20 protein-coding genes are annotated in these 21411 nt (G+C 61.7%); 8 read left to right on the forward strand and 12 right to left on the reverse strand.

Annotated features, from left to right (window positions below):
- Positions 1–29: 29 nt before the first annotated feature.
- Positions 30–1094 (reverse strand): alpha/beta fold hydrolase, encoded by a 1065-nt coding sequence (locus KTAU_RS08305; RefSeq protein WP_151727941.1) that lies wholly within the window; start codon positions 1092–1094, stop codon positions 30–32.
- A gap of 424 nt (positions 1095–1518) precedes the next feature.
- Between KTAU_RS08305 and KTAU_RS08310 the strand changes: the two genes are divergently transcribed.
- Complete coding sequence (locus KTAU_RS08310) at positions 1519–2298, forward strand: hypothetical protein (protein WP_151727942.1); 780 nt, start codon at positions 1519–1521, stop codon at positions 2296–2298.
- 128 nt (positions 2299–2426) lie between these two features.
- Here KTAU_RS08310 and KTAU_RS08315 read toward each other — a convergent pair whose 3' ends face one another.
- The 3 genes from KTAU_RS08315 to KTAU_RS08325 form a co-directional block, all read right to left on the reverse strand.
- On the reverse strand, positions 2427–3251 hold the full coding sequence (locus tag KTAU_RS08315) for an endonuclease III domain-containing protein (RefSeq protein ID WP_228026364.1): 825 nt from the start codon (positions 3249–3251) through the stop codon (positions 2427–2429).
- A gap of 118 nt (positions 3252–3369) precedes the next feature.
- Positions 3370–4347, reverse strand: a complete 978-nt coding sequence (trxB, locus tag KTAU_RS08320; RefSeq protein ID WP_151727943.1) for a thioredoxin-disulfide reductase — start codon at positions 4345–4347, stop codon at positions 3370–3372.
- Between the two features lie 179 nt (positions 4348–4526).
- Complete coding sequence (locus KTAU_RS08325; RefSeq protein WP_151727944.1) at positions 4527–6485, reverse strand: glycoside hydrolase family 15 protein; 1959 nt, start codon at positions 6483–6485, stop codon at positions 4527–4529.
- Between the two features lie 578 nt (positions 6486–7063).
- Here KTAU_RS08325 and KTAU_RS08330 point away from each other — a divergent pair.
- A complete protein-coding gene (locus KTAU_RS08330) occupies positions 7064–7405 on the forward strand; it encodes a hypothetical protein (RefSeq protein ID WP_151727945.1) in 342 nt (113 codons plus the stop codon).
- A gap of 207 nt (positions 7406–7612) precedes the next feature.
- A complete protein-coding gene (locus KTAU_RS08335) occupies positions 7613–8794 on the forward strand; it encodes a DUF1786 domain-containing protein (RefSeq protein WP_151727946.1) in 1182 nt (393 codons plus the stop codon).
- A gap of 109 nt (positions 8795–8903) precedes the next feature.
- On the opposite strand, the gene KTAU_RS08340 is transcribed toward KTAU_RS08335, so the two are convergent.
- Together KTAU_RS08340 and KTAU_RS08345 are read right to left on the reverse strand one after the other, a co-directional pair.
- Complete coding sequence (locus KTAU_RS08340) at positions 8904–9473, reverse strand: helix-turn-helix domain-containing protein (RefSeq protein WP_170293155.1); 570 nt, start codon at positions 9471–9473, stop codon at positions 8904–8906.
- 429 nt (positions 9474–9902) lie between these two features.
- Positions 9903–10226: an SCP2 sterol-binding domain-containing protein gene (locus tag KTAU_RS08345; protein ID WP_052889857.1), complete on the reverse strand. Its 324-nt coding sequence runs from the start codon at positions 10224–10226 to the stop codon at positions 9903–9905.
- 499 nt (positions 10227–10725) lie between these two features.
- Here KTAU_RS08345 and KTAU_RS08350 point away from each other — a divergent pair, with 499 nt between their 5' ends.
- Entirely contained in the window at positions 10726–11235 is a 510-nt protein-coding gene (locus KTAU_RS08350; RefSeq protein ID WP_151727948.1) for a 6-pyruvoyl trahydropterin synthase family protein, read from the forward strand.
- An 18-nt stretch (positions 11236–11253) separates the two neighbouring features.
- Here KTAU_RS08350 and KTAU_RS08355 read toward each other — a convergent pair whose 3' ends face one another.
- On the reverse strand, positions 11254–12354 hold the full coding sequence (locus KTAU_RS08355) for a patatin-like phospholipase family protein (protein ID WP_151727949.1): 1101 nt from the start codon (positions 12352–12354) through the stop codon (positions 11254–11256).
- Between the two features lie 464 nt (positions 12355–12818).
- Between KTAU_RS08355 and KTAU_RS08360 the strand changes: the two genes are divergently transcribed.
- The 3 genes from KTAU_RS08360 to KTAU_RS08370 all read left to right on the forward strand — a co-directional run bounded on the left by KTAU_RS08360 (position 12819) and on the right by KTAU_RS08370 (position 15586).
- Positions 12819–13403, forward strand: a complete 585-nt coding sequence (locus tag KTAU_RS08360; RefSeq protein WP_151727950.1) for a hypothetical protein — start codon at positions 12819–12821, stop codon at positions 13401–13403.
- Positions 13404–13438: 35 nt separating this feature from the next.
- Positions 13439–14461, forward strand: a complete 1023-nt coding sequence (locus KTAU_RS08365; protein ID WP_151727951.1) for a hypothetical protein — start codon at positions 13439–13441, stop codon at positions 14459–14461.
- A 141-nt stretch (positions 14462–14602) separates the two neighbouring features.
- Positions 14603–15586, forward strand: coding sequence for an NAD-dependent epimerase/dehydratase family protein (locus KTAU_RS08370; protein WP_151727952.1), 984 nt, complete (start codon positions 14603–14605; stop codon positions 15584–15586).
- Positions 15587–15709: 123 nt separating this feature from the next.
- On the opposite strand, the gene KTAU_RS08375 is transcribed toward KTAU_RS08370, so the two are convergent.
- Positions 15710–16813: an aminopeptidase gene (locus KTAU_RS08375; RefSeq protein ID WP_151727953.1), complete on the reverse strand. Its 1104-nt coding sequence runs from the start codon at positions 16811–16813 to the stop codon at positions 15710–15712.
- A 242-nt stretch (positions 16814–17055) separates the two neighbouring features.
- On the opposite strand from KTAU_RS08375, the gene KTAU_RS08380 reads away from it, so the two are divergent.
- On the forward strand, positions 17056–17385 hold the full coding sequence (locus KTAU_RS08380; protein WP_151727954.1) for a hypothetical protein: 330 nt from the start codon (positions 17056–17058) through the stop codon (positions 17383–17385).
- A 135-nt stretch (positions 17386–17520) separates the two neighbouring features.
- Here the strand turns inward: KTAU_RS08380 and KTAU_RS08385 are convergent, their stop codons facing one another.
- The 4 genes from KTAU_RS08385 to KTAU_RS08400 form a co-directional block, all read right to left on the reverse strand.
- A complete protein-coding gene (locus tag KTAU_RS08385) occupies positions 17521–18405 on the reverse strand; it encodes a class I SAM-dependent methyltransferase (protein WP_151727955.1) in 885 nt (294 codons plus the stop codon).
- 24 nt (positions 18406–18429) lie between these two features.
- Positions 18430–19317 (reverse strand): class I SAM-dependent methyltransferase, encoded by an 888-nt coding sequence (locus KTAU_RS08390; RefSeq protein ID WP_151727956.1) that lies wholly within the window; start codon positions 19315–19317, stop codon positions 18430–18432.
- A 30-nt stretch (positions 19318–19347) separates the two neighbouring features.
- Positions 19348–20235 carry a class I SAM-dependent methyltransferase gene (locus KTAU_RS08395; RefSeq protein ID WP_151727957.1) on the reverse strand — a complete coding sequence of 296 codons (888 nt, stop codon included), beginning with the start codon at positions 20233–20235 and terminating at the stop codon, positions 19348–19350.
- A gap of 27 nt (positions 20236–20262) precedes the next feature.
- Positions 20263–21411: hypothetical protein (locus KTAU_RS08400; RefSeq protein ID WP_170293156.1), on the reverse strand; the 1149-nt coding region annotated here is incomplete at its 5' end.

Genomic DNA, 21411 nt, shown 5'->3' on the forward strand with positions numbered 1-21411 from the left:
GCTCCCTCCCTCATTCCCGCCGACCCTGGTTAGACGTGGGCCGCGATGAAGTCGCGCATGGCCTCCAGGACCTGCTGCGGCTGCTCGATGTGCGGGGAGTGTCCACAGTTGGCTAGCTGGAGTTCGTGATAGACCCCTCCTTGCTGGCGATAGCGCTCCAGGAGCCACCGGATCTGGGTCTTCATGGGCTGGGGCGGATACTGCTCGACCCCTGGCCAACCGGGGACGATCCCAAGCTGCCCAAGATAGCCTAAGTCGAAGAAGGAGGTGTCTGAGACGATCTGGTCGTCGGCGCCATGAATCCAGAGAATGGGTGGCTTGGGACTGAGATCAACTAGCGCCGCTTGATTGAGATAGGCAGGGGAGAGGGCATTGTTGACTCCCTGGCGGCCCGGGGCGACATAGGGCCAGTTCGGTGAAGGAACAGAGTCGCCCGGATAGTTGCCAGGCCCGGTGCGCGTGGAGAGAATGCCGCTGACGTAGATCTCTTCACGCTCGGGGGCCACGCGGAACGGCGGCTTGAAGTAGAAGTTGTTCATGACGGCCCGCGGCGAGCCTTGCTCGGCGCTGCGATCACCGGCGGCGAGACGCTGCACGAACTCAGCGTTGGCAGTTCCCCCTCCGCTGCCAGCGAAGTCCGGCCAGACCGGGCGCCCGTTAGCGTCGCGCGTTCCTCCAAAGCCAAAGGGCGAACCGGTGGCCTCTAGAATGAGGCCGCGCAGCCGGCCAGGATAGTCAATGGCATACTGCATGGCAACATTGCCGCCGAGCGACCAGCCAAGCAGATAGAAGCTGCTCAGTCCCAGGGCTTCCGCAAAACTGGCCAGGTCGTCTGAGAGATCGCTTACACCGCGCGTGGCGTCGATCGGCAAGACCTGGCTGTCACCATAGCCCCGCATGTCGGGCGCGTAGACATGATAGCCCAGGGCCGCCAGGGCCAGCATGAGGTCCTGGAAGAAGAGCGATGAGGAGCAGTTACCGTGCACAAGAATGAGCGCCGGCCCTTCGTTCCCCGCTTCCAGATAGGCGATCTCCAGACGCGCTGTGTTGCAGCGCCTCTGACTGATGCCAGGTAAGAAGACTGAGGTGGGCATGTCTTGGTGCCTCCTTCATTACCAAATATGAAAGGTGAATCACCTATCAGTAAGCTTACCTTAGCCAGCCCCCAAAATCAAGCAAGCCGGCTGGGGGCAAGGCCCTTTCGCCCGGGTGTGGCTGCGTACGTGCACTCATCCGCTGCTTGCTCTGTGCCGGAAGCTGCGGTCCGCTTATCTGCTCGCCCGCCAGTCCGGTACGCTATCCATCCCTGGCCAGATATGCTATACTTAAGGGCGAGCGACGGGCTTCGCGCTTGCGCTGCTGTGCTATGGTATTTGGTAAGGGGAGTTTCTTCTTTCTTTCTTTCTTTCTTTCTATCCAGGCTATTCAAGAAGCAAGCTTCGCTCACTGACGGCAACACGGGGCAGCGCGCTTCCCGCCAGTCGGTGAGTACGATCTGAAGCAAGGAACAGGAGCTGTATGGACAGGTCTCCTCAGACTGCCGGCTCGATTGCCGACGAAATTCACGCGACCTTGCTCGACGTTGAGGGCGAGGAAGGGGAAGAGCACATCCATATGCCCGGGCCGAGCTACTGGCCGCTATTGCTGTCTGTGGCGGTGGCCGCGGTCTTCTTCATGCTGCTCTTATTGAACAGCGCCCCCCTGCTCTCGCTCGGGCTGGCGCTGGTGGCAGGCATTTTTGCGATTGCCTTTATGATCGGCTGGGGACTGGAAGACCCCTTCAAGTCCCTACCGCCCATCTATGTGCCCGCGCCCGCTGAGGCGCGCGATCGCTCGCCTTTCAAGCTGGGCCTGGACGTGGTCGATGCCCGTGGCAGCTGGCTCGGAACCATTCAGGCCCGCTTCCCGACCTATCTGCTGGTTGAGCGTGGGCACCTCTTCCCCAAGGTCTACTATGTGCCGCGTCAGGCGGTGAAATCCCTGAGCGACGATGGGGTGGTGCAGATCAATTTGAGCGAGGCGGATCTGCAGCGCATGGGTTACAACCGGGTGCCCGAGGATCTCTATATCGAGCCACCCGAGCCGGATGTGCCGCGGGTGCGCGGTATCCCGCAGTTTGGCAGGCTGCCACTCTCGCCGGCTCAGACCGGTCACTATCTCTACGGCGCTCGCTGGCCTGGTATCAATACAGATGCCAAGAACTCGTACCATCTGGACGAGATCCAACCCGATCCCAGCGAGTATGTGAGCGAGGGCTACCCCGTCTTGAACCATGCTCCCGCGCGGAGCGGCAGCTAGTTGGCCACTCGCGGCTCTCATATGAGCAACCCTCAACCTACGCCGGGCGACCGCAGCGGTCGCCCGGCTTTGCCTGGGGCAATGACGCTCTCCCCTCTCCAGTTACGAGCAGACAATTCTTCTACCGCTTAACCTTCGCCTTCTTTGCTCTCGCGTGGCGTGCCCTGCCTCTGTTGCCCTGCTGCATAATAGGCACAGAGATCGCGGAGAAAACAGCGCTCACAGCGCGGTCGCTGAAAGTAGCAGCAGCGCTGGCCATGCCAGACGAGACCTTTGTGGAAGTTGTAGATGGCGCGGGCGTCGGTCGGTAGCAGCGCCTGTAGCACGGGCTGGGCCTGCTCGGGAGTGAGCCGCGGCGAGATGAGGCCCAGGCGTATGGCGATACGATGGACATGGGTGTCGACGGGGAGGACAGGCAGACGGCAGCTAAAGAGGAGGACGCAGGCGGCAGTCTTGGGGCCGACGCCTTCGAAGCGACTGAGCCAGGCCAGACCTTCGGCAACAGGCAAGGTGCAGAGGAAATCGAGATTGAGGGCGCCGCGCTCAGCCGTGATCTGACGCAGTATGGTTTGCAGGCGCGGCGCCTTGATTTCTGGCCAGTTGACGACTGCAATGGCCTCTTCTACGGCTGCCGTCGGGGCATCGCGTACAGCCTCCCAGCTCCCGAAGCGTTGGCGCAGACGCGCATAGGCGGCGGCGGTTTGCTCGTCGCGCGTGCGATGCGAGAGCAGCACATCAACGAGCTGGCTGAGTGGGTCCTTACTGGACCACTCCGGCTCACCATAGTGCTCGACCAGCCGCTGGGTGATCTCCTGAACCCGCAGGCGCTGGGCAGCCTGGTCCGCCGCCTTTTCTACCGCACTCCTCTCCCCGTCCTCCGTGTCGCGGGCGGTCTCGAAGAGTGCCTGGCTGTAGAGCGCAGACTGCTGGCGGCGACGCTGCTTCTGCTTCACAGGAATCTGTCCTTTCTCGCTCGCTTACCCCCACAGACCTGCAGCCGGAGAAGTCACTGACGCAGTGCCAGGCCCAGGAGAGCAGCCGTCAGCTCTTCCTTCAGACGGACAAACCTGCTCACTGATTTGAATGCTCGCCTGAGGTCAGGGCTTCCTGCCGGAGCGCCTCCTCGTGGGCCTGGCTCTCCAGCCAGCGCTCCAGATCGATAGCCGCTCGACAGCCGTCACCGGCAGCGGTGACCGCCTGGCGATAGCGGTGATCAGTCACATCGCCGGCGGCAAAGACGCCCGGTATATTGGTCATGGTGTGCTCGACGGGAATGATGTAGCCCGCTTCGTCCATCTGCAGCAGGCCGCGGAAGAGGCTCGTGTTCGGCTGGTGGCCGATGGCGAGAAACAGCCCCTCGACGGTCAGCGTCTGCTCTTCGCCCGTCTTGACATTGCGCAGGCGCAGGCCGGTCACCGCGTCCTCGCCGAGGACTTCGATCACTTCGCTATTCCAGATAAAGCTAATCTTGGGATTTTTAAAGGCGCGCTCCTGCATGATCTTGCTGGCGCGCAGGGTATCGCGACGGTGGATAACGGTCACATGGCTGGCGTAGCGCGTGAGGAAGAGGGCCTCTTCCATCGCTGTGTCGCCTCCGCCGACTACAGCCACCTCTTTGCCCCTAAAGAAGAAGCCATCGCAGGTGGCACAGGCGCTGACACCGCGTCCCTGCAGGCGCTGCTCGCTGGGCAGTCCCAGCCACTTGGCGCTGGCACCGGTGGCGATGATGACGGCCCGGGCCAGGTAGCTGCCCGAGTCGCTGGTGATCACAAAGGGGCGGCGACTGAAGTCGACAGCGGTCACATCTTCAGGCAGCATCTCAGCCCCGAAGCGCCTCGCCTGCTGCTCCATCTTCTCCATCAGGGTCGGCCCCAGAATACCTTCTTCAAAGCCGGGGTAGTTCTCGACCTCGCTGGTGAGCATTAATTGCCCACCGACCTGATAGCCTTGAAAGACCAGGACCGAGAGATTGGCGCGAGCCGCGTAAATGGCCGCTGTGTAACCCGCCGGCCCCGAGCCGATGATAATTGCGTCGTAGACCTTCGCCATAGACGATATGTACTCCGCTTCTGACAAACTTATCTCCCTGACCGTAGGAAGGAACGCGACAAGTTCACTTGTGAAAACACGAGAGGGAGGGTCTTTTATGCCCCTCTTCTCTCCAGCCCCGGCTCAGCCAGCCAGATAAGCCCCAGAGCAACCCGCCTCGCCTTGCTTGAGGCCAGACTTCAGAGACGCTCGGGCGGCAGCGACAGCCGCTCAGTATTGAGCCTTCCCTGGGCCCGATTGAGGGCAGCGTCGATGTTGGTGCAAGCCGTGATGAGCGAGAGATGGGTGAAAGCCTGGGGGAAGTTCCCCAGGGCTTCGCCACACAGCCCGACTTCTTCGGCATAGAGGCCAACATGGTTGCTGTAGGTGAGCATCTTCTCCAAGAGCAGGCGCGCCTCGTCGAGTCGCCCGCAGCGCGCCAGGACTTCGGCCAGCCAGAAGCTGCAAGGACTGAAGGTGCCTTCCTGACTCCCCAGGCCATCGTCGGCAGCCCGTCCAGGATCATAGCGGTGCACGAGAGAGTCGCTGGCCAGCTCGCGCTGAATGCGCTCGATGGTCTTGAGCATGCGCGGCTCGTTCGGTCCCGTGAACTTGACGATGGCCATGAGCAAGGCGCTGGCATCAACCGCCTCGCTTCCGTAATACTGGACAAAGCTCTGCCTGCGCTCGCTCCATCCCTTGTGCATAATCTGCTCATAAATGCGGGCACTGGTCTCCATCCACTCGACCATCGGCGCTGGCCAGCCACGGTGACGCGCCAGGCGCAAGGCTCGATCAAAGGCGACCCAGCTCATGACGCGCGAATGGACAAAGTGCTGGGGGCCACCGCGTACCTCCCAGATGCCTTCATCAGGGTCATCCCAGTGATGTTGCAGCCATTCCAGCAGGCGGCGGAGATTCTCCCAGAGATCGTACGAGATCGTGCTATAGCGATTGAAAATGTAGATGGCATCCATCAGCTCGCCATAGACATCGAGCTGCTGCTGCTTGTAGGCGGCGTTGCCGATGCGAACGGGGCGACTCTGGCGATAGCCCTCCAGGTGATCCAGGGTGTACTCAATCAGCTCCTGCTCGCCGTTGACGCCGTACATGGGCTGGAGCGAGCCGTTCTCTTTCAGCTCGTGGCAGCGTGCGTCAAGCCACTGCATGAAAGCCTCGGCTTCCTGGGTGAAGCCAAGAGTCAGCAGGCTATAGAGGGTGAAAGCGGCGTCGCGCAGCCAGGTATAGCGATAGTCCCAGTTGCGGGCCCCACCGATCGTCTCGGGGAGGCTGGTGGTTGGGGCGGCCACAATAGCCCCAGTGGGGGCATAGGTGAGCAGCTTGAGGACAAGGGCCGAGCGCTGGACCATCTCGCGCCAGCGTCCCTGGTACTGACACTGAGAGAGCCAGCGCCGCCAGAAACTGAGTGTGCGCTGAAAGGCTTCGTGATAGCGGCGGGAGGAAACATGCTGAGGGCCAAGGTCGCCGCGCCTGGCGCTCTCTAGCAGGAAGTAGGCCGATTGGCCGGCATGCAGGGTAAACTCAGCGTGCACACCGCCCTCTCCATCTTCGCTCAGCGGTACCGTGCTCGCCAGCCCCAGGGACAGCCCATCGCTGTGGAAAACTGCTCCCTCGGGCGACAGATGGACGACATGTCCGTCGCGCGCATAGTTGAAGGCGGGACGACAGACCAGATTGAATTTGAGGGAGCCACGCACCACCGTCACAGCACGATAAAGATGATGCTGATGTTCAGCACTGCCGGGCAGCTTCACCGGCATGAAGTCGGTGACCTCCCCTACGCCATCGACCGTGAGGAAGCGCGTCAGCAGAATATTGGTCTCGGGAATGTAGAGCTGCTTCTGCCCCATCGGGACGTGATCGTCTGGAGGCGGGGCAATGCGAAAGAAACCGCCTTTACGCGCATCAAGCAGGGCGCCAAAGACGCTGGGAGAATCAAAGCGAGGGATACAGCACCAGTCGATCGAGCCGTTTTTACCGACCAGGGCCACCGTATGGAGATCGCCGATGACCGCATAGTCTTCGATTGGCAGATAGGTTGCCGGGCGCTCACCCGCAGTTCTTACCTGCTCAAGGCGGCCTTCTGGCCGAGCGGGCGGCGTTGTCTCTCCTCCATCGTGCGGCTTTGCCTGTTCCATGCTAGAGTCCTTTCGCGCCATCGTTGCTTTCTAGCAACAGGGTATGGTATACAGAGAAAGCTATGACATGCGCGGCGCCCAGCTGCCAGGCAGTGAGCCAGTACTCCTGTGGCCTGGCTGGCTGATCGGAGCCTGCCTCGCCGTCGGTGCGTTGTGCTCCCCTGTTGCTATCTGCTGGTATGCATTGTACCACAGGTGGAGCTGGAGATCTGCCCAGGCTCTGCCCTGGCCAGTACGTTTCTGAGGCAGGCAGACAGGCTGGCGCCGAGCCGAAAGGCTGGGAAGCGGGGCGCGAGGTGAAACCATGCTTTGATTGCAACGCTCGCGCCCGTTCCCATTTTGGGAGAGGGAGGGCTTTCTTCATTCGAGAGAGCAGCCCAGCAAAGCCCAGCAGCATACGATATGCTCACAAACAGCTGAGCCGGTCGAGCGGCTTTTTTCATCTCACTACAAAGCAATTGGACGGACGGAGCGCGCTGCCCAACGCTGGTAGAGCTGAGCAGCCACCGCCTTGGCCTGGTCGAGCGAGAGAGGGCCAACAGCAAGCAAACAAACAAGGAAAGAAGGAGACGAGGAGCATGGCAGATCTGGCGTCCGTACCTGACTTTGAGATGGTAGCTACCTGTATCGCAGAGCGCTTTGAGGGCATGCGTCCCTTGATGAGCCAGTGGGCGGATCTAGCCCGCCTGGCTGTCCAGGGGCTGCCACACGATCGGGCGCGCCTGGCCGAGCTGGAGCGCCGTCTTAATCAGCTGCGCGCGGAACTGCGGACGTTTGTGCTGGTGGCGTCCGAGCATTTTTCCGATGGGCAGCTGGCAGCTCTGCGCAAACGGGCCCGCATGAGTAAGTCGGCCTGGCGCTCGCTGAAGAAGGTTCGCCCGATCACAACGCGCTCCGGCTTCACGCTGATCAGTTTCTAGCTGGTCCGGCAAGGACGCCAGCAGCAGGACTCCCCCAGGACCAACGCCGACATGCTATACTGAACTGAGGCATGGACGGGAGGCGTCAAGAGCAGAGTCTGCCGCCCCCCTGACGCTGATCAGGGGTCACGGACGGAACGGAAGAAGGTTGCTCTGGTTCATTCCAGCCTTGTAAGGAAGAGGGCAGAAAGGGGGCTCAGGTTTCGTATGGCAACTGCAGCATCGGTGCGCGTGCTGGCGATCGATATTGGCACGGGCACACAGGATATCCTGCTCTTCGAAAGCGGCAGGACGATGGAGAACAATGTCAAGCTGGTGATGCCTTCGCCGACGGTGATTGTGGCCGAGCGCATTCGCCGGGCGACGGCGGCGGGCCGGCCTCTGCTGCTGACCGGGGTGACAATGGGCGGCGGCCCATCGCACTGGGCAGCGCGCGATCATGCGCTGGCCGGCTATCCAGTGGCAGTGACGCCCGAGGCGGCGCGCACTTTCGACGATGACCTGACCGCCGTGGCCCAGATGGGTTTTGAGATTATTAGTGAGGAGGAGGCCGCCCGACAGGCCCGGCGCCCGGATGTGGTCCATATCGAGCTGCAGGATCTGGACGCGCGGGCGATCGTCCAGACTCTGCGCACTTTCGACCTTGATCCGCGGGTGGATGCGCTGGCCATCGCCGCTTTTGATCATGGGGCCGCGCCGCCGGGCTATAGCGATCGACGCTTCCGCTTCGAGTTTCTGGAGCGTATGATCCGCCGCTCGCCCACGCCGGCGACTTTCGCTTACCTGGCGGAGGAGATTCCACCAGCGCTGACTCGCCTGCAGGCTATTAAAAGCAGTGTCGCCCGCTATGTGGAATACAGTGGTTCGGCGCCAGAGCTGCCTGTGCTCTTGATGGATACAGGGGCCGCGGCTGCGCTGGGAGCCCTGGAGGACCCGCGCGTGCGCCGGCAGAGACACAGCCTGCTTTGCAATATCGGCAATTTCCATACGCTGGCCTTCCACCTGGTAGAGGGGCGCATTGTGGGCCTCTTTGAGCACCACACCGGCGAGATCAGTCGGGCAAGACTGGAGGAGCTGCTGCGGAAGCTGGCCGCCGGCACGTTGACTAACGATGAGGTCTTTTACGATAGCGGACATGGCGCGCTGGTGTTGGAACCCGAGCGGGCGCGCGCGTCGTCGGCTGCTACCTCGGAGCCACCCTTTCTGGCGGTCACCGGTCCCCGCCGTGAGCTGCTGCGTGGCTCGAGCCTGCCACACTACGAGGCTGTGCCGCACGGCGACATGATGCTTGCCGGCTGCTTCGGTTTGTTGCGCGCCCTGGCTGAGCGCGTACCGGCTCTTGGCCCGGCGATCCGGCCCGCACTGCTAGGGGAGGCGAAGGCCGCTTAACGCGCGACGCAGCGGGGCGCGCAGAGCGGAGGGATGGCGAGCGAAGGAACAGGCTGGATAGCGAAAGGCCAAGAGAGAAGAGGAGAAGGGGCTGTAGACACGGGGAGCTTCATGAAGGGGTCGCACCACTCTCAGGGGTCTCGGCGCTGGGAGAGCGAGCGGAAGCCTCCGACTCAGGGGCCGAAGTGGGTAAAGGAATCGGCCCTTTGCTGCTCTGCCGGCGACGACCCTTGCGACGGGAAGCGGGCTGCTCGCTGTCGGCGTGGGCATCGCTGCGTTGATCGAGGATGCGGGCCACCTTCTCGCGGATCAGGGTGATCTGGGAGTAGACGGCCTGACGTGACTGCTGAAGCTTGCGGGCAATAGCGGAGGGGCGTTCACTGTTGGCCAGATAGCGACAGATGGTGGCTTGTTTCTCGGTCAGGTCAACGTCGGGGTGAGAGAGGGCGGTACGGGCCAGATCGACCAGTTCACCGTAGCGCCGGCGCTTATACTCATCGAGGTCCGCCGGAGAGAAGAGCCAGCGATCGACGACTCGTACGCCGGGGATGCGTCCGGCCTCTACGAGATGCATAAAGTGCCAGTAACTCAGATCGAGCTGCTTGGCGGCCTCGTGGGTAGTCAACATGCCATTCAGATGCTGCAGATTATAGTGCAGTTCATCACTCCGTAGGGCCATCTTGGACGCCTTTCTCCACCTGGGATGCTGGTTGTCTCGCTTGTCTTCATCCTGTTGCAGTACGCCAGGAGTCGGCGCAAGCAAGCAGCAGACAAGATACAATTGTTCATGGTGAGTATACCATACCTGGGGAGGGTTAGCAAGGCATAAGGGAGGAAAGCCGCCTCGGGAGCACCACCGAAGGGGCAGGCGAGGAAGCGAGGCGCGGGTGGGAGCCGATGGCAGGCAGCGCAGGAGCGAATAAAGTGAAGAACACCTCGGGTCCATGAGAAGTCTCTCATGGGACCAAGGTGTCTCAGCCGGGAGACGCCGCGTGAGCGCCTCTGCTCGTTGCGTTGCTCTGTTTTTTGGCTGTGCGCAGCTATGACAGCTGCGAAAGCGGCTTCGCTCAGGCTCAGCCGGAAATAGGAGTCGAGTCGAAGCCTGCGCTTAGCGAGGCCGATTAAAGAGATTCTGCAGGCGCATCGCCAGCATCATATCGCCGCTGATCTTGATCTTACCGGTCATGAAGGCCGTAGTAGGATCAAGCTTGCCTTCGACAATGGAGGCCCAGTCTTTATCACTGACCGTGAGGGTGATATCGGGCTTCTCCACGCCGCCTTTGATCAGTTCGGCCTGACCATTCTCCACTTTGATGGCATAGACGCCAGGATCATCGCCGGTGATGTTCCACTGGAATGTCTTGTTCAGCCCACTCGCGGCTGACGGGTTGACATTCTGAACCATTGCATCGAAGATCTCAGCAGTTGTCATCGGTACACTCCTTTTCGGCTCTTTCGCAGGGAGTTACCCTAACTGGCACTGGTTACAGTATAGCAATGGCCCGCAAAGAATTCCAGGCAACTGGCTAACAAAAACGCTCACTTGCCCCGGCTTACAGCTAACTCAAGCGCCGCTGTCCCAGCCTTGAGCCTCTCCCTCTTGAGCTGCAAGCAGGCCAGGCCAGCAGAGACAGGCTCTTGTCAGGGGCGGTGCTTAATGGTATCGTGTCCCTGGCTGGCCAACATCCAGGGGGCGGAGCCGAGCGCCGGTTGCGTCGCGGCACTGGCGCCTGGTTGACCGCGTAAGTCAGCGCGGCTGCCTGTCTCCCTGGCTCAATCCGGCAAGTGCAGGGCCGGCCTGGCAGTCTGGTGCCAGCTTATGGCCACCAGACTCGTGACGGGCGGGCCTGGCCTGGGCGGGCCTGGCCTGGGCGGGCCTGGCCTGGGCGGGCCTGCCAGCAGGGAGGGAGGGACAAGAGAAGAGATCCGCTATGGCTAGTGCAAGTAGCTTTAAGGTCAAGGTGGAGGGCGGCTATCTCCAGTTCAGCGCCGCTCACTTCATTACATACGGCGGCAAGTGTGAGCGCCTCCACGGCCACAACTATGGCGTCACCGTGGAGGCGGAGGGGACCCTCAGCGAGGATCAGCTGGTCTTCGATTTCACCATCCTGAAGCGCCTGACGCGCGAGATCTGCCAGCAGCTGAATCATCGCTTTTTGCTGCCGATGAAGAATCCCCATATCGAGCTGATTGCCTCCGCCGACGAGTGGGAGATCCGCTTTCGCGAGAAGCGCTATGTCCTGCCGCGGGCCGAGGTGGTCGAGTTGCCGATCGATAACTCGACAGCGGAACGGCTGGCTGAGTATATCGCTCAGGAGCTGCTGGAGGCGCTCACGCCCTATAATACGCTGAATATACATACGCTGACGGTGGGCGTGTCGGAGGCGCCGACGCAGATAGCCTACTGCCATTTGGATCTGCGGCGACGCCTGCCAGGCTGAGGCAAGGCGCTCACTCGATCAGGGCATGGCCGCGGAACCCGCTTGCCCTGGGTCCAGTCCGGCAAAGAAGCGCTCTGCAGCGGTACGGCCCTGTTGATAGAGGGCCTCGATCTCGCCGCGACTCAAGTCAAAGCGTGTGGCGCCGAGGCTCCCGACGGGGATGCTGATGGTACGAATGGCCTCGATCCCCCGAGTGCGCTGCTCCAGAACCAGGCGATCATGGGCCGAGAGCATGGTCGCCAGGAGGGCCTGACTAAAGGCGATGAGGTTGCCGGGCGGTAGCAGGGCTGGTGCCTGTGATCGGTCCTGGCCATCTTCATCGTGGCCCCCGTTCTGGTCTGCTGCATCATCGTTCTCGCAGAGACGAAAGCCCAGCAGAGGCCGGGCCAGTTGGCCGTCTGCGGGGGCCAGCGCGAAGAGGGGAAAGTCGCTCACGAGGCCCCCATCGACGATGTAGCTGAGGCCTCCGTCGGGTCGCTGCAGGGTGACTGGCACATAGAAGAAGGGGATACTGGCGCTCATGCGTACGGCGCGGGCAATGTCGAGCTGGTCAGGGTCGAGACCGTAGCCGGCCCGCTCGCTGTGCAGGTCCTGGGGGAGGCGTAGCAGGCGCCGACGGCTGATGTCGGCGGCGATCACGGTCAGGCGATACGCGGGGGGATCGCTGGCCGCCGCTGCTTCGGGGGGCAGGCGCAGGTCGCCGAAGGTACGCAGACCGCGGGCCAGCAGCAGCTCACGTACGAAATGCTCCAGGTAGGCGCCTGCATGCAGGCCAAGCTTGAAGAGCAGCCGACTGACCTGCTGGAGGCGCAGATGGTCGTCGGCGGCCTCATCGGCAAAGCGACGGTAGTCGATGGCTCCCATGATGGCATGTAGCTCGGCAGCACTATAGCCGGCGGCGACCAGGGCGGCGATCATGGCCCCGGCTGAGGTGCCGGCCAGACGATACCAGCGATAGCCACGCTCTTCGGCAACGGCCAAGGCCCCGATGTGGGCCAAAGCTCGCATGCCACCGCCTTCGAAGACGGCGTCGGCGATCAGCGTGGGCGGCTGCCGTGTCCAGGAGGTGGGGTCTGGTTGGGAGTGAGGAGCAAGAGGTAGGTCTGGAGTGCTGGACATGTGGTGAAGAACCTCCAGAGGATGAGGTTGTTGATCGCGCGCCAGGGCGCGATGGGAGGGAAAGAGGAACGGTTTGCTCCAGAGAGCAGTTGCGCCCTCAGATGGACGCTCTCTATAATAAGTATACACTGATTTCAACAGAAAAGAAAAGTCTCTGGACGGGCACAAGTGCAGCGATGCTCTAGCCTTTCCATCCCGAGTATTACCAGAGTGCTATCTTAACGATTTTTTTCTATGCAAGACCCCCCAGGCCGTGATAGAATGGCAAACGCAGAATCGCGAGATCGCGCCCACTGCAGCCAGGGGAGTGTTTCACCCTCGATGAGCAGGCTCTGAAGCCAGCGTCTCTCTCGCAGGCTGATGCTCACTGTGCTGCTGTCGCGCCGCAGCTGCTGGTTGTAAGCAGAGTGAGACTATGGGATGGGCTTCGAGAGCGTTCTCCCCTTGCGACGACGAAGACGACGATGGATAAGGTCTATTATCTTGATTTACAGACCCTTCTGGACTACCTGCAGGGGCAATCGGCGATTCTCTCAACGACGGTGAGCGTACCTTCTGTGCGCGGCACCTGCCAGGGTCTGGTCTTTGTGAAGGAGGGGACGGTGCTCGAAAGCCTCATCCAGGGACCAAACGGCACGCTACTGGCGAGCGGGGCCCGAGCCTATGCGCTGTTGAGCAGCCGGGATCAGTGGCAGGTGCGTATTCAGCCCGATGTCGAGCAGGTCCTGCGCTCCCTGGTACGTCCCGCTCTGCCCGAGCCTGAGCCGCGGCCAGGACCGGGGGCGAGGCCGGCTCAGGCCGCGCTTCCTCCTGCCTCTCCCGCCTCGCCTCCTTCCCTCTCGCTGACGCCGGTCCCCCGACCGCTACGCCCGCTCGATGCCCAGCTGCTGGCGGGCTTCAGCATGCGCCAGCGCTTCGTTCTGCGCCTGGTCTTCACGATGGTGAACGGCGAGCGCTCGGTCGAGCAGATCAAGGCTCAGTTGAATCTCTCGCCAGCAGTGGTTGAGGAAGCACTGACGACCTTGCGCACTCTGGGTGTGATCAGCTAGCTCAACGCTGCAGCTTCGCTACGATGGAGGATGGTATGAAATCCCTGTTGGCCTGGTGGTTCCGCCTGACGCTCCCCAGGCATCTCCCGGAAACAACGCCGGCTGAGCGTGAACGCGCTCGCTACGCACGCTTGACCAGTACCTTCGCCCTGGTGATCGCGCCGCTCGGCCTGCTGGCTTTTATCTATGGAGCGCTGACTTCGCTGAATCCAGTCGCTCCCTGGATCGAGGGCGTGGCCTGCTTCTGCGCTTTGGCCTCCCCTCTGCTGAACCGCTGGGGCTTCACTATTGTCGCCGCCTCCTTGCTCGTGCTGAATTCGATGATCAACTCGGTGGGGAATCTGATTACAAACCCCCTCGATCCGGTCTACGTGGGGATCTTCAGCGCGTTGGTGATCCCGGTCGTGCTGGCCGGCGCTTTGCTTCCCCCGGTGGCCGCTCTGCTGACTAGCTTTTTGAATAGCGCCGTCATCGTCGGCCTGACGCTCTTCCAGCAACATACGCCCGAGTACGATCGCTGGCTGCGCCTGGGCTACGGCTCAATTATGATCGCTCTGCCGATTGCCCTGCAATTGATCGTGGGAATCATCACTTATGTGATTATGCGCTATCTGATCGCGACCATTCGCCGCGCCGATCGGGCGGAAGAGATTATCGCGCTGCAAAAGGAGATCGCCGAGTATCAGCGCCAGCGCGCTCAGGAGCAGCGCCAGCTTGAGGAGGGCATCGCCCAGATTGCTCAGGTCCATGCGGCGGTGGCCAATGGCAATCTCGATGCCCGCGTGCCTACTGGACAGGAGGGGGTGCTCTGGCAGATCGCGGTGCCGCTCAATAATTTGTTGAACCATGCTCAGCAGTGGAAGCGCAATTCGGATTTGCTGGAGCAGACGTATACGCTGGCTCATCAGTTGGTGCGCTACTTGCAGCGCTGCCGCCTGCAGCAGACGCCAGCGGTCTTTACGCAGCCAACGGGTACCCCCCTCGATCCTATTTTGCCAGAAATTCAGTACTTGAGTGAGAAGGCTTCCAGGACGAGCCGCACGTCGTCTCTGCAGTGAGCCGACGGCGCTGGCTCGCCCTGCTTCGCTCATTCGTTATTTTGCGCGCCTGCGCCTGGCCTCTGTCGGCCTGCCGCGGCGCGTTGCGATTCCTGGAACCTGCTATTTGGAGCTTGCTATCTGGAAGGAGCTTTTGCTTGTATGCGAGTCCTCGTGACGGGCGCTTTTGGCAATATCGGCTTTAGTACGGTGCAGGAGCTGCTGCGCCAGGGCCATATGGTCCGCTGTCTCGATCTGCGAACGAAGCCTAATGAGCAAAAGGCGTCGCAGATTAGCCGTGAGGCGGGTGAACGGGTGACGGTGCAATGGGGCGATATTCGCCAGCGCGAGGTGCTGGCCGAGGCGATGCGCGATCAGGAGGTGGTGGTCCATCTGGCCGCCATTCTGCCGCCAGATATCTATGAGAAGCTCGAACTGGCTTATGAGGTGAATGTGGGGGGGACGCGCAATGCGATTGAGGTGGCTCGGCAGCAGCCCCAGCCTCCACGCTTTCTCTTCGGTTCGAGTCTGGATGTGTTCGGTTACACGCAGGATCAGCCGCCGCCGCGCAAGGTGACCGATCCGGTACAGGCAACCGACGATTATACGCGCCATAAGCTGGAGGGGGAGGCAATGCTGCAACGGTCGGGGCTGACCTGGAGTATCTTCCGCTTCGCCGATGTCCCTCCCCTGGGACCGCGCCCGATTCATCCGATTATGTTCCGTATCCCACTGGATACGCGCCTGGAGATGTTGCATACGTTCGATGCCGGGCTGGCGGTGGCCAATGCGGTGAGCAGTGCGGAGGTCTGGGGGAAGATCTGGCTGATCGGCGGCGGCCCTTCTTGCCAGGTGCGCTATCGCGATTATTTGAATCGCATGCTGGAGGTGATGGGTATCGGCTCGCTGCCAGAGGAGGCTTTCGGCCACGAGCCGTACTGTACGGACTGGCTGGATACGAGTGAGAGTCAGCGGGTGCTGCGCTACCAGCGCCATTCTTTCGAGGAGATTATCCGGGATGTGGCCAAGTATGCGGCTCCGCCGGCGCCGGTGCGGGCTTTGATGCCGCTGCTGCGCCCGGTGGTGCGCCGCCAGATGCTGAAGCTTTCTCCCTATTGGCAGAAGGCTCAGGCTCCTTCGGCCTGAGTCGAGCGCTGAAAAAGTCCCTGGAGCTGCTTGAGGCGCGTCGGCTGATTGCTCTTGTTGAGAAGGGCAGGCAGGCCGACGCGCCTCTGGCTGTTTTCGGGGTCCCAATGGGCGGATCTGGCTTTAGATGAGGATGCGCCCGTCTTTGAGGAAGAGGGTATCGTCTACCCAGACTTCGCCGCCCTTGCGCAGGTCGCAAATCAGGTCCCAGTGCAGGGCCGAGCGGTTCTGTCCCCCAGCTTCGGGATAGCTGGCTCCCAGGGCGAGGTGGATGGTACCACCGATCTTTTCGTCGAAGAGGATGTTGCGTGTGTTCCGCTGAATGTTCCAGTTGTTGCCAAAGGCAAATTCTCCGGCGATGCGGGCGCCCTTGTCGATATCGAGCATGCGCAGCAGATAGTCCTGGCCCTGGCGGGCGCTGGCTTCGACGACTTTGCCGCCGGCAAAGGCCAGGCGGATGCCTTCGACGAGGCGCCCGTCAACGGCGCTGGGCAGGTCGAAGGTGATGGTGCCTTCGAGGCTCTCTTCGACGGGACTGGTGAAGATTTCGCCGCTGGGAAAGTTGCGCCGCCCGTCGCTGTTGATGAAGCGCCGCCCAACAATGGAGAGGGTGAGGTCGGTGCCTTCGCTGAGGACGCGAATGCGCTGCTTCCCTTCAAGCCAGGCCACCAGACGCTGCTGCTGCTGGGAGAGGTCCCGCCAGCGGGCGGCTGGATCGGGGTCGTTGAGAAAGCAGGCTTCGAAGACGAATTCTTCGAATTCGCTCAGGGAGAGACCGGCATCCTGGGCATAGGCGACGGTCGGATAGAGGGTCAGGCACCAGCGATAGCTGCCCTCCTGCTCGCGCTGCTGCAGGCGGTTTCTAATGGCTCCCTGGGCTTTGCGCCGCATGGCCAGACGGCCCGGGTCGAGGGTGGTAAGAGCGCTGGTGTTGCTCGCGGCTTCGATCCCCAGACGGGCGGCGATGCGTTCGGCGAAGCCTTCAAGCAGGAGCGGGGTGTTTTGCAGCTGGTCGTCGTTGCCTTCCCTCAGAAGCAGTTCTTCCAGGCTGTCCAGGTTGAGGAGGGGCAGAGGATAGGCTCCGGCACGCAGGAGTTCGCGATAGACGTTCTCGATTAAGGGCGCGGCCAGGGGCGTGGATTGGATGGCGACAAGCTGACCTGGCTGCACCTGGAGGCAGTAGTCGACCAGGGTACGCGCCCAACGGGCCAGTCGAATGTCGTGCATGTGGCTTTCCTTTCTTCTTTTCCTCGCACACGTCTTGTTTCTGACTGATGATGATAGCATAAGGCAAGAAGGCCGACCAGGGCAGCCGAGTGCGATCTCTTGCTTCTCTCAGCACTGCTGTTGGAAGCGCCTGGAAGATTACAAGGGTGATTCGTCTCTTTTTAAGAGAGGAAGCTGTTTTCTGTCATGTCTGGCAACAGGGCTACTGTTGCCCTCAGAGCGGAAAGGACGGTAGGAGCCAGATGGAGATTACAGTTGTGATTCTTGTGCTCGCCATGATTTGCCTGGGGCTGGTTGTCATCAGCGGCTTGCAGCGGCGACGGAGGTGCGGCCCGGCAGCGCGTGCTGGTGTTGAGCAAGGCAGCGCCCTGGGGGCCGAGGCGATCGAGGCAGGGGGTGATCAGCCGGTCAGCGGCAGCGTGCATAGCCACCATCGCCATGCGCCGCAGCCAGAGACAGCGCTGCCGTCGCATTCGTCGGGTTCTCACCATAGCAGCCATACCGGCAGCCACTTCGGTGGAGGTGCTGGCGGCCATTTCGGCGGTCATACCGGCGGTCATACCAGCTTCTGAGTCCGCACCAGCAAGGAGGGAAGCACCCGCAGCGCTTTTCCTCCTTGCTCATACGGCTCGCTTTTGCGGTGACTGACTTTTGCGAGAAAGGTGGCCAGCTTCCAGGGGCGGGTCTGGCGCTGATCCGGATTTTCCCTACTGAGGCTTGCGACCCCAGACGGTCAGCAGTGTGTAGAGGCCACAAAAATCCTCTTGCTGCATTTCAGCCGTTGCTTGCTGGATCAGGCGTCCCAGCTCTTCGCCTGTAGCTACTCCCATCTTGATCAAGAATGGTTGGATCAGCTCCTGGAGCATCAGCCAGTCTTTGAGCATAGGATAGTAGCCTTCGGTGCCCATCGAACACTCAATGGCGCTGGCCCGCAGCTTCACCTCCTCAAAGCCCGCCTGCCTCACCAATCTGGGCAAGACCGGCGTGATCCCAATATGGCGCCCGTCCGCTGAGAAGCTCTGGCCCGCCTTCTTGAGCGCCTCCGCCAGGAGAGCGTTGAAGCGCTCCGCGGCTGGGCTGGTCGTCAGTCCGGACTCGGACTCGGTGAGTCTGATGATCCCTCCCGGCTTGAGCAGGCGTCGGCACTCGGCCAGCAGCTTCGGCCAGGCCTCCGGCAGCATGAAGCCCAAGAGTAGCCGCCCATTGATCAGGTCAAAGGAGGCATCGGGGAAGGCCAGCGGCTGCATGACGTTCATCACCTGAAAGTGGATGTTCTCCAGCCCGCGCGACCAGGCTTGCGCGTTGGCGTATTCGATCACTGCCTGGCTGATGTCGACGCCGATCACTTCCACGTTGGGATAGGCAAAGGCCACTTCCAATGCCCAGCCTCCCGGGCCGCAGGCCAGGTCGAGGACGCGCCCCCCTGCGGGCAGCGGCGCCCCTTCAGGAAACTCGGGGAAGAGGCCGCCCATGCCTCGGGTCAACATCTGGTCCTGATGCATCAGGCGCGCCAGTTCACCCGCGTTCTCCGAATCGATCACGTAGGAGTTCTGGTCCTCTTCCCGCGTGTTGTTTTTTCCAGTAGGGTCCATTGCACCTCTCTTCCTTGCTCTACTCTATTCCTGTGGATTGTATCCCCAGACGGTCAGCAGCGAGTACAGCCCACAAAACTCCTCCTGCTGCATCTCGGCCACCGCCTGCTGTACAAGCCTCTTCAGCTCATCCTGATCGACTAACTCCATCTTTAGCAAAAATGGCTGAATAAGCTCCAGTAGCATCAGATAATCCTTGAAGACTGGATAATGGGCCTCGGTTTCCACCGACCACTCGACCGCGCTGGCCCGCAGCTTCACCTCCTCAAAGCCTGCCTGCCTCACCAATCTGGGCAAGACCGGCGTGATCCCAACATGGCGCCCGTCCGCTGAGAAGCTCTGGCCCGCCTTCTTGAGCGCCTCGGCAAACAGGGCATGCAAACGCTCCAGGGCCGGGCTGGTGGTCAACGGTAGCTCTGCCTCCGTCAGCCTGATCACCCCACCCGGCTTGAGCAGGCGCCGGCACTCGGCCAGCAGCTTCGGCCAGGCCTCCGGCAGCATGAAGCCCAAGAGTAGCCGCCCGTTGACCAGGTCAAAGGAGGCATCGGGGAAGGCCAGCGGCTGCATGACGTTCATCACCTGAAAGTGGATGTTCTCCAGCCCGCGCGACCAGGCTTGCGCGCGGGCATATTCGATGATGCTCTGGCTGATGTCCACGCCAAAGACGTGGACCTTGGGATAGGCAAAGGCGAGTTCTAAGGCCCAGCCTCCCGGGCCACAGGCCAGGTCGAGGACACGCCCCCCCTCTGGGAGAGGTGGCCCTGCGGGAAACTCGGGGAGGAGACCCCCCATATGCCGGTTGAGCATCTGGTCTTGATGCATCAACCGCGCTAATTCTGCTTCGTCCTCGGAATTGAGCACATAGGTATTCTGGTTGCGCGCTCTCTCTTGACTATCCCCGGCAGGGTCCATCTCTTCTCTCTCCTCCTTTGTTGATTCTCTCTACTGAGGCTTGTATCCCCAGACGGTCAGCAGCGAGTACAGCCCACAAAACTCCTCCTGCTGCATCTCGGCCACTGCCTGCTGCTCTAAGCGCTCTAAATCGCTCTTGTCGAGGCTCTCCATCTTCAACACAAAGGGCCTCATAAGTTCTAAGCCCATCAGCCAGTCTTTGAAGACCGGATAATGGGCCTCGGTTCCCATCGACCACTCGACGGCACTGGCCCGCAGGCGCACGTTGGCAAAGCCCGCCTGACGCACTAACCGCGGCAGCACCGGCGTGAGGCCAACATGGCGCCCATCTGCTGAGAAGCTCTGGCCGGCTTTCTTGAGTGCATCGCAGAGCAAGGCCTGATAGCGCTCTAAGGCCGGACTGGTCGTCAGCGTCAGCTCAGTTTCCGTCAGCCTGATCACCCCACCCGGCTTGAGCAGGCGTCGGCACTCAGCCAGCAGCCTTGGCCAGGCCCCCGGCAGCATGAAGCCAAAGAGCAGCCGCCCGTTGATCAAATCGAAGGAGGCATCGGGGAAGGCCAGCGGCTGCATGATGTTCATCACCTGAAAGTGGACGTTCTCCAGCCCGCGCGACCAGGCTTGCGCGTTGGCGTATTCGATCACCGCCTGGCTGATGTCCACGCCGATCACTTCCACGTTGGGATAGGCAAAGGCCACTTCCAACGCCCAGCCTCCCGGGCCGCAGGCCAGGTCGAGGACGCGCCCCCCTGCGGGCAGCGGCGCCCCTTCAGGAAACTCGGGGAAGAGGCCGCCCATGCCTGCGGTGAGGATGCGATCCTGCAGCATCAGGCGCGCTAACTCACCGGCATTCTCAGAGTCAATCAAATAGGTGTTCTGGTTGGGCCTCCTGTTCTCGTCGTGCTCCTTCTCAGACGCCATAACGCCTCTCTTTCAGCAGCTTACTATCTATGCCGATACCCCGATCTGCGTCGCCCACTCCTCTAGCTGCTTCACCTGCGGCCAGCGCGCCTGCCCCTGCCTCAGCAACTGCTTCACTTCCGCCCTCCCGTACCGGCTCCCACTCCTCTGCACCCCCTCCACACTCGCCTGCAGCGCCTCCACAAAGAGATCTTGATCCCCTAACGCCAGCGCGACCGCCATCCGCTTCGGCTGCAAATCGGCCAGCCCTCTCCCTCCTTGGCCGTGGACCTGGTAGAGCCGCTGACTCTCCTCCAACGCCGACAGCGCCTCGTTCGCTCGCCCCAGGTTCAACAGCACCCTCGCCCGTGCTAGAGGCACTCTATAAGGAGGATTTACATCGGCAAGCGCGTAGCCAGGATCTTCGCCCGGCGACACTCGCGCGTAACTTTTCTCTGCTTGCATCAGAGCTTTTACTGCTTGCTTTGGCTCTCTTAGAAGGCTGTAAGTTTCTGCCAACCCCATGAACAGACCTACATCCTGTGTCTGGCTGGCAGGCTCGCCTTTGACGGTCAGCCCGCGCTGAAAACACAGTAGCGCCTTCGCCGGCTGCGGTTCATAGCCCCCCATCCCCGGGGCGAGATTCCAGACGTAGCTATAGCCTTGATAATAAGGCAGCGCTCTCTGCAAGAGCACATCATTAGCCAGACGAGCATACTGCTCCGCTTGCTGCAAGTGACGCAGCCGCTCCTCCGGCTGCACCAGATGCCGCGCCGCTATCGCCGCTATCAGATGCCCTTCCGCCGCCAGTTGCGCCCCCTCCTTCGACTCCTTCAGCAGTCCTGGCGCCTTCTCCAGCACCCCTAGCACCCACCCCGTAGCTTGCGCCACCGTCTCGACATCTTCTGACCATGACGTCCTCCACAGGGCACCTACCAGGGTCTGAGCGATAGAGAGCGCTTCCTCCCTGGTCAGGCTCAGGCTGCCCATGCCAGCCAGCAGCGCCAGCCCACTGCCGCCCGCCAGCAGGGTCAACGCTTCTCGCCGCTGCATCTCGTCCTCCTTCGGGGCTGTCTTCCTCTTCCCTCTCTGCTGGCAGACCAGCCCCAGCTCTGCCGCCGTCTTGCCGTAGTACTCGCAGATCATTCGGATCGTATCCAGTCGCAGCGGGCGCCCATGCTCCGCTGCCAGCAGCGT

Origin of the sequence: Thermogemmatispora aurantia (assembly GCF_008974285.1) — a bacterium.
GTDB classification, from domain to species: domain Bacteria; phylum Chloroflexota; class Ktedonobacteria; order Ktedonobacterales; family Ktedonobacteraceae; genus Thermogemmatispora; species Thermogemmatispora aurantia.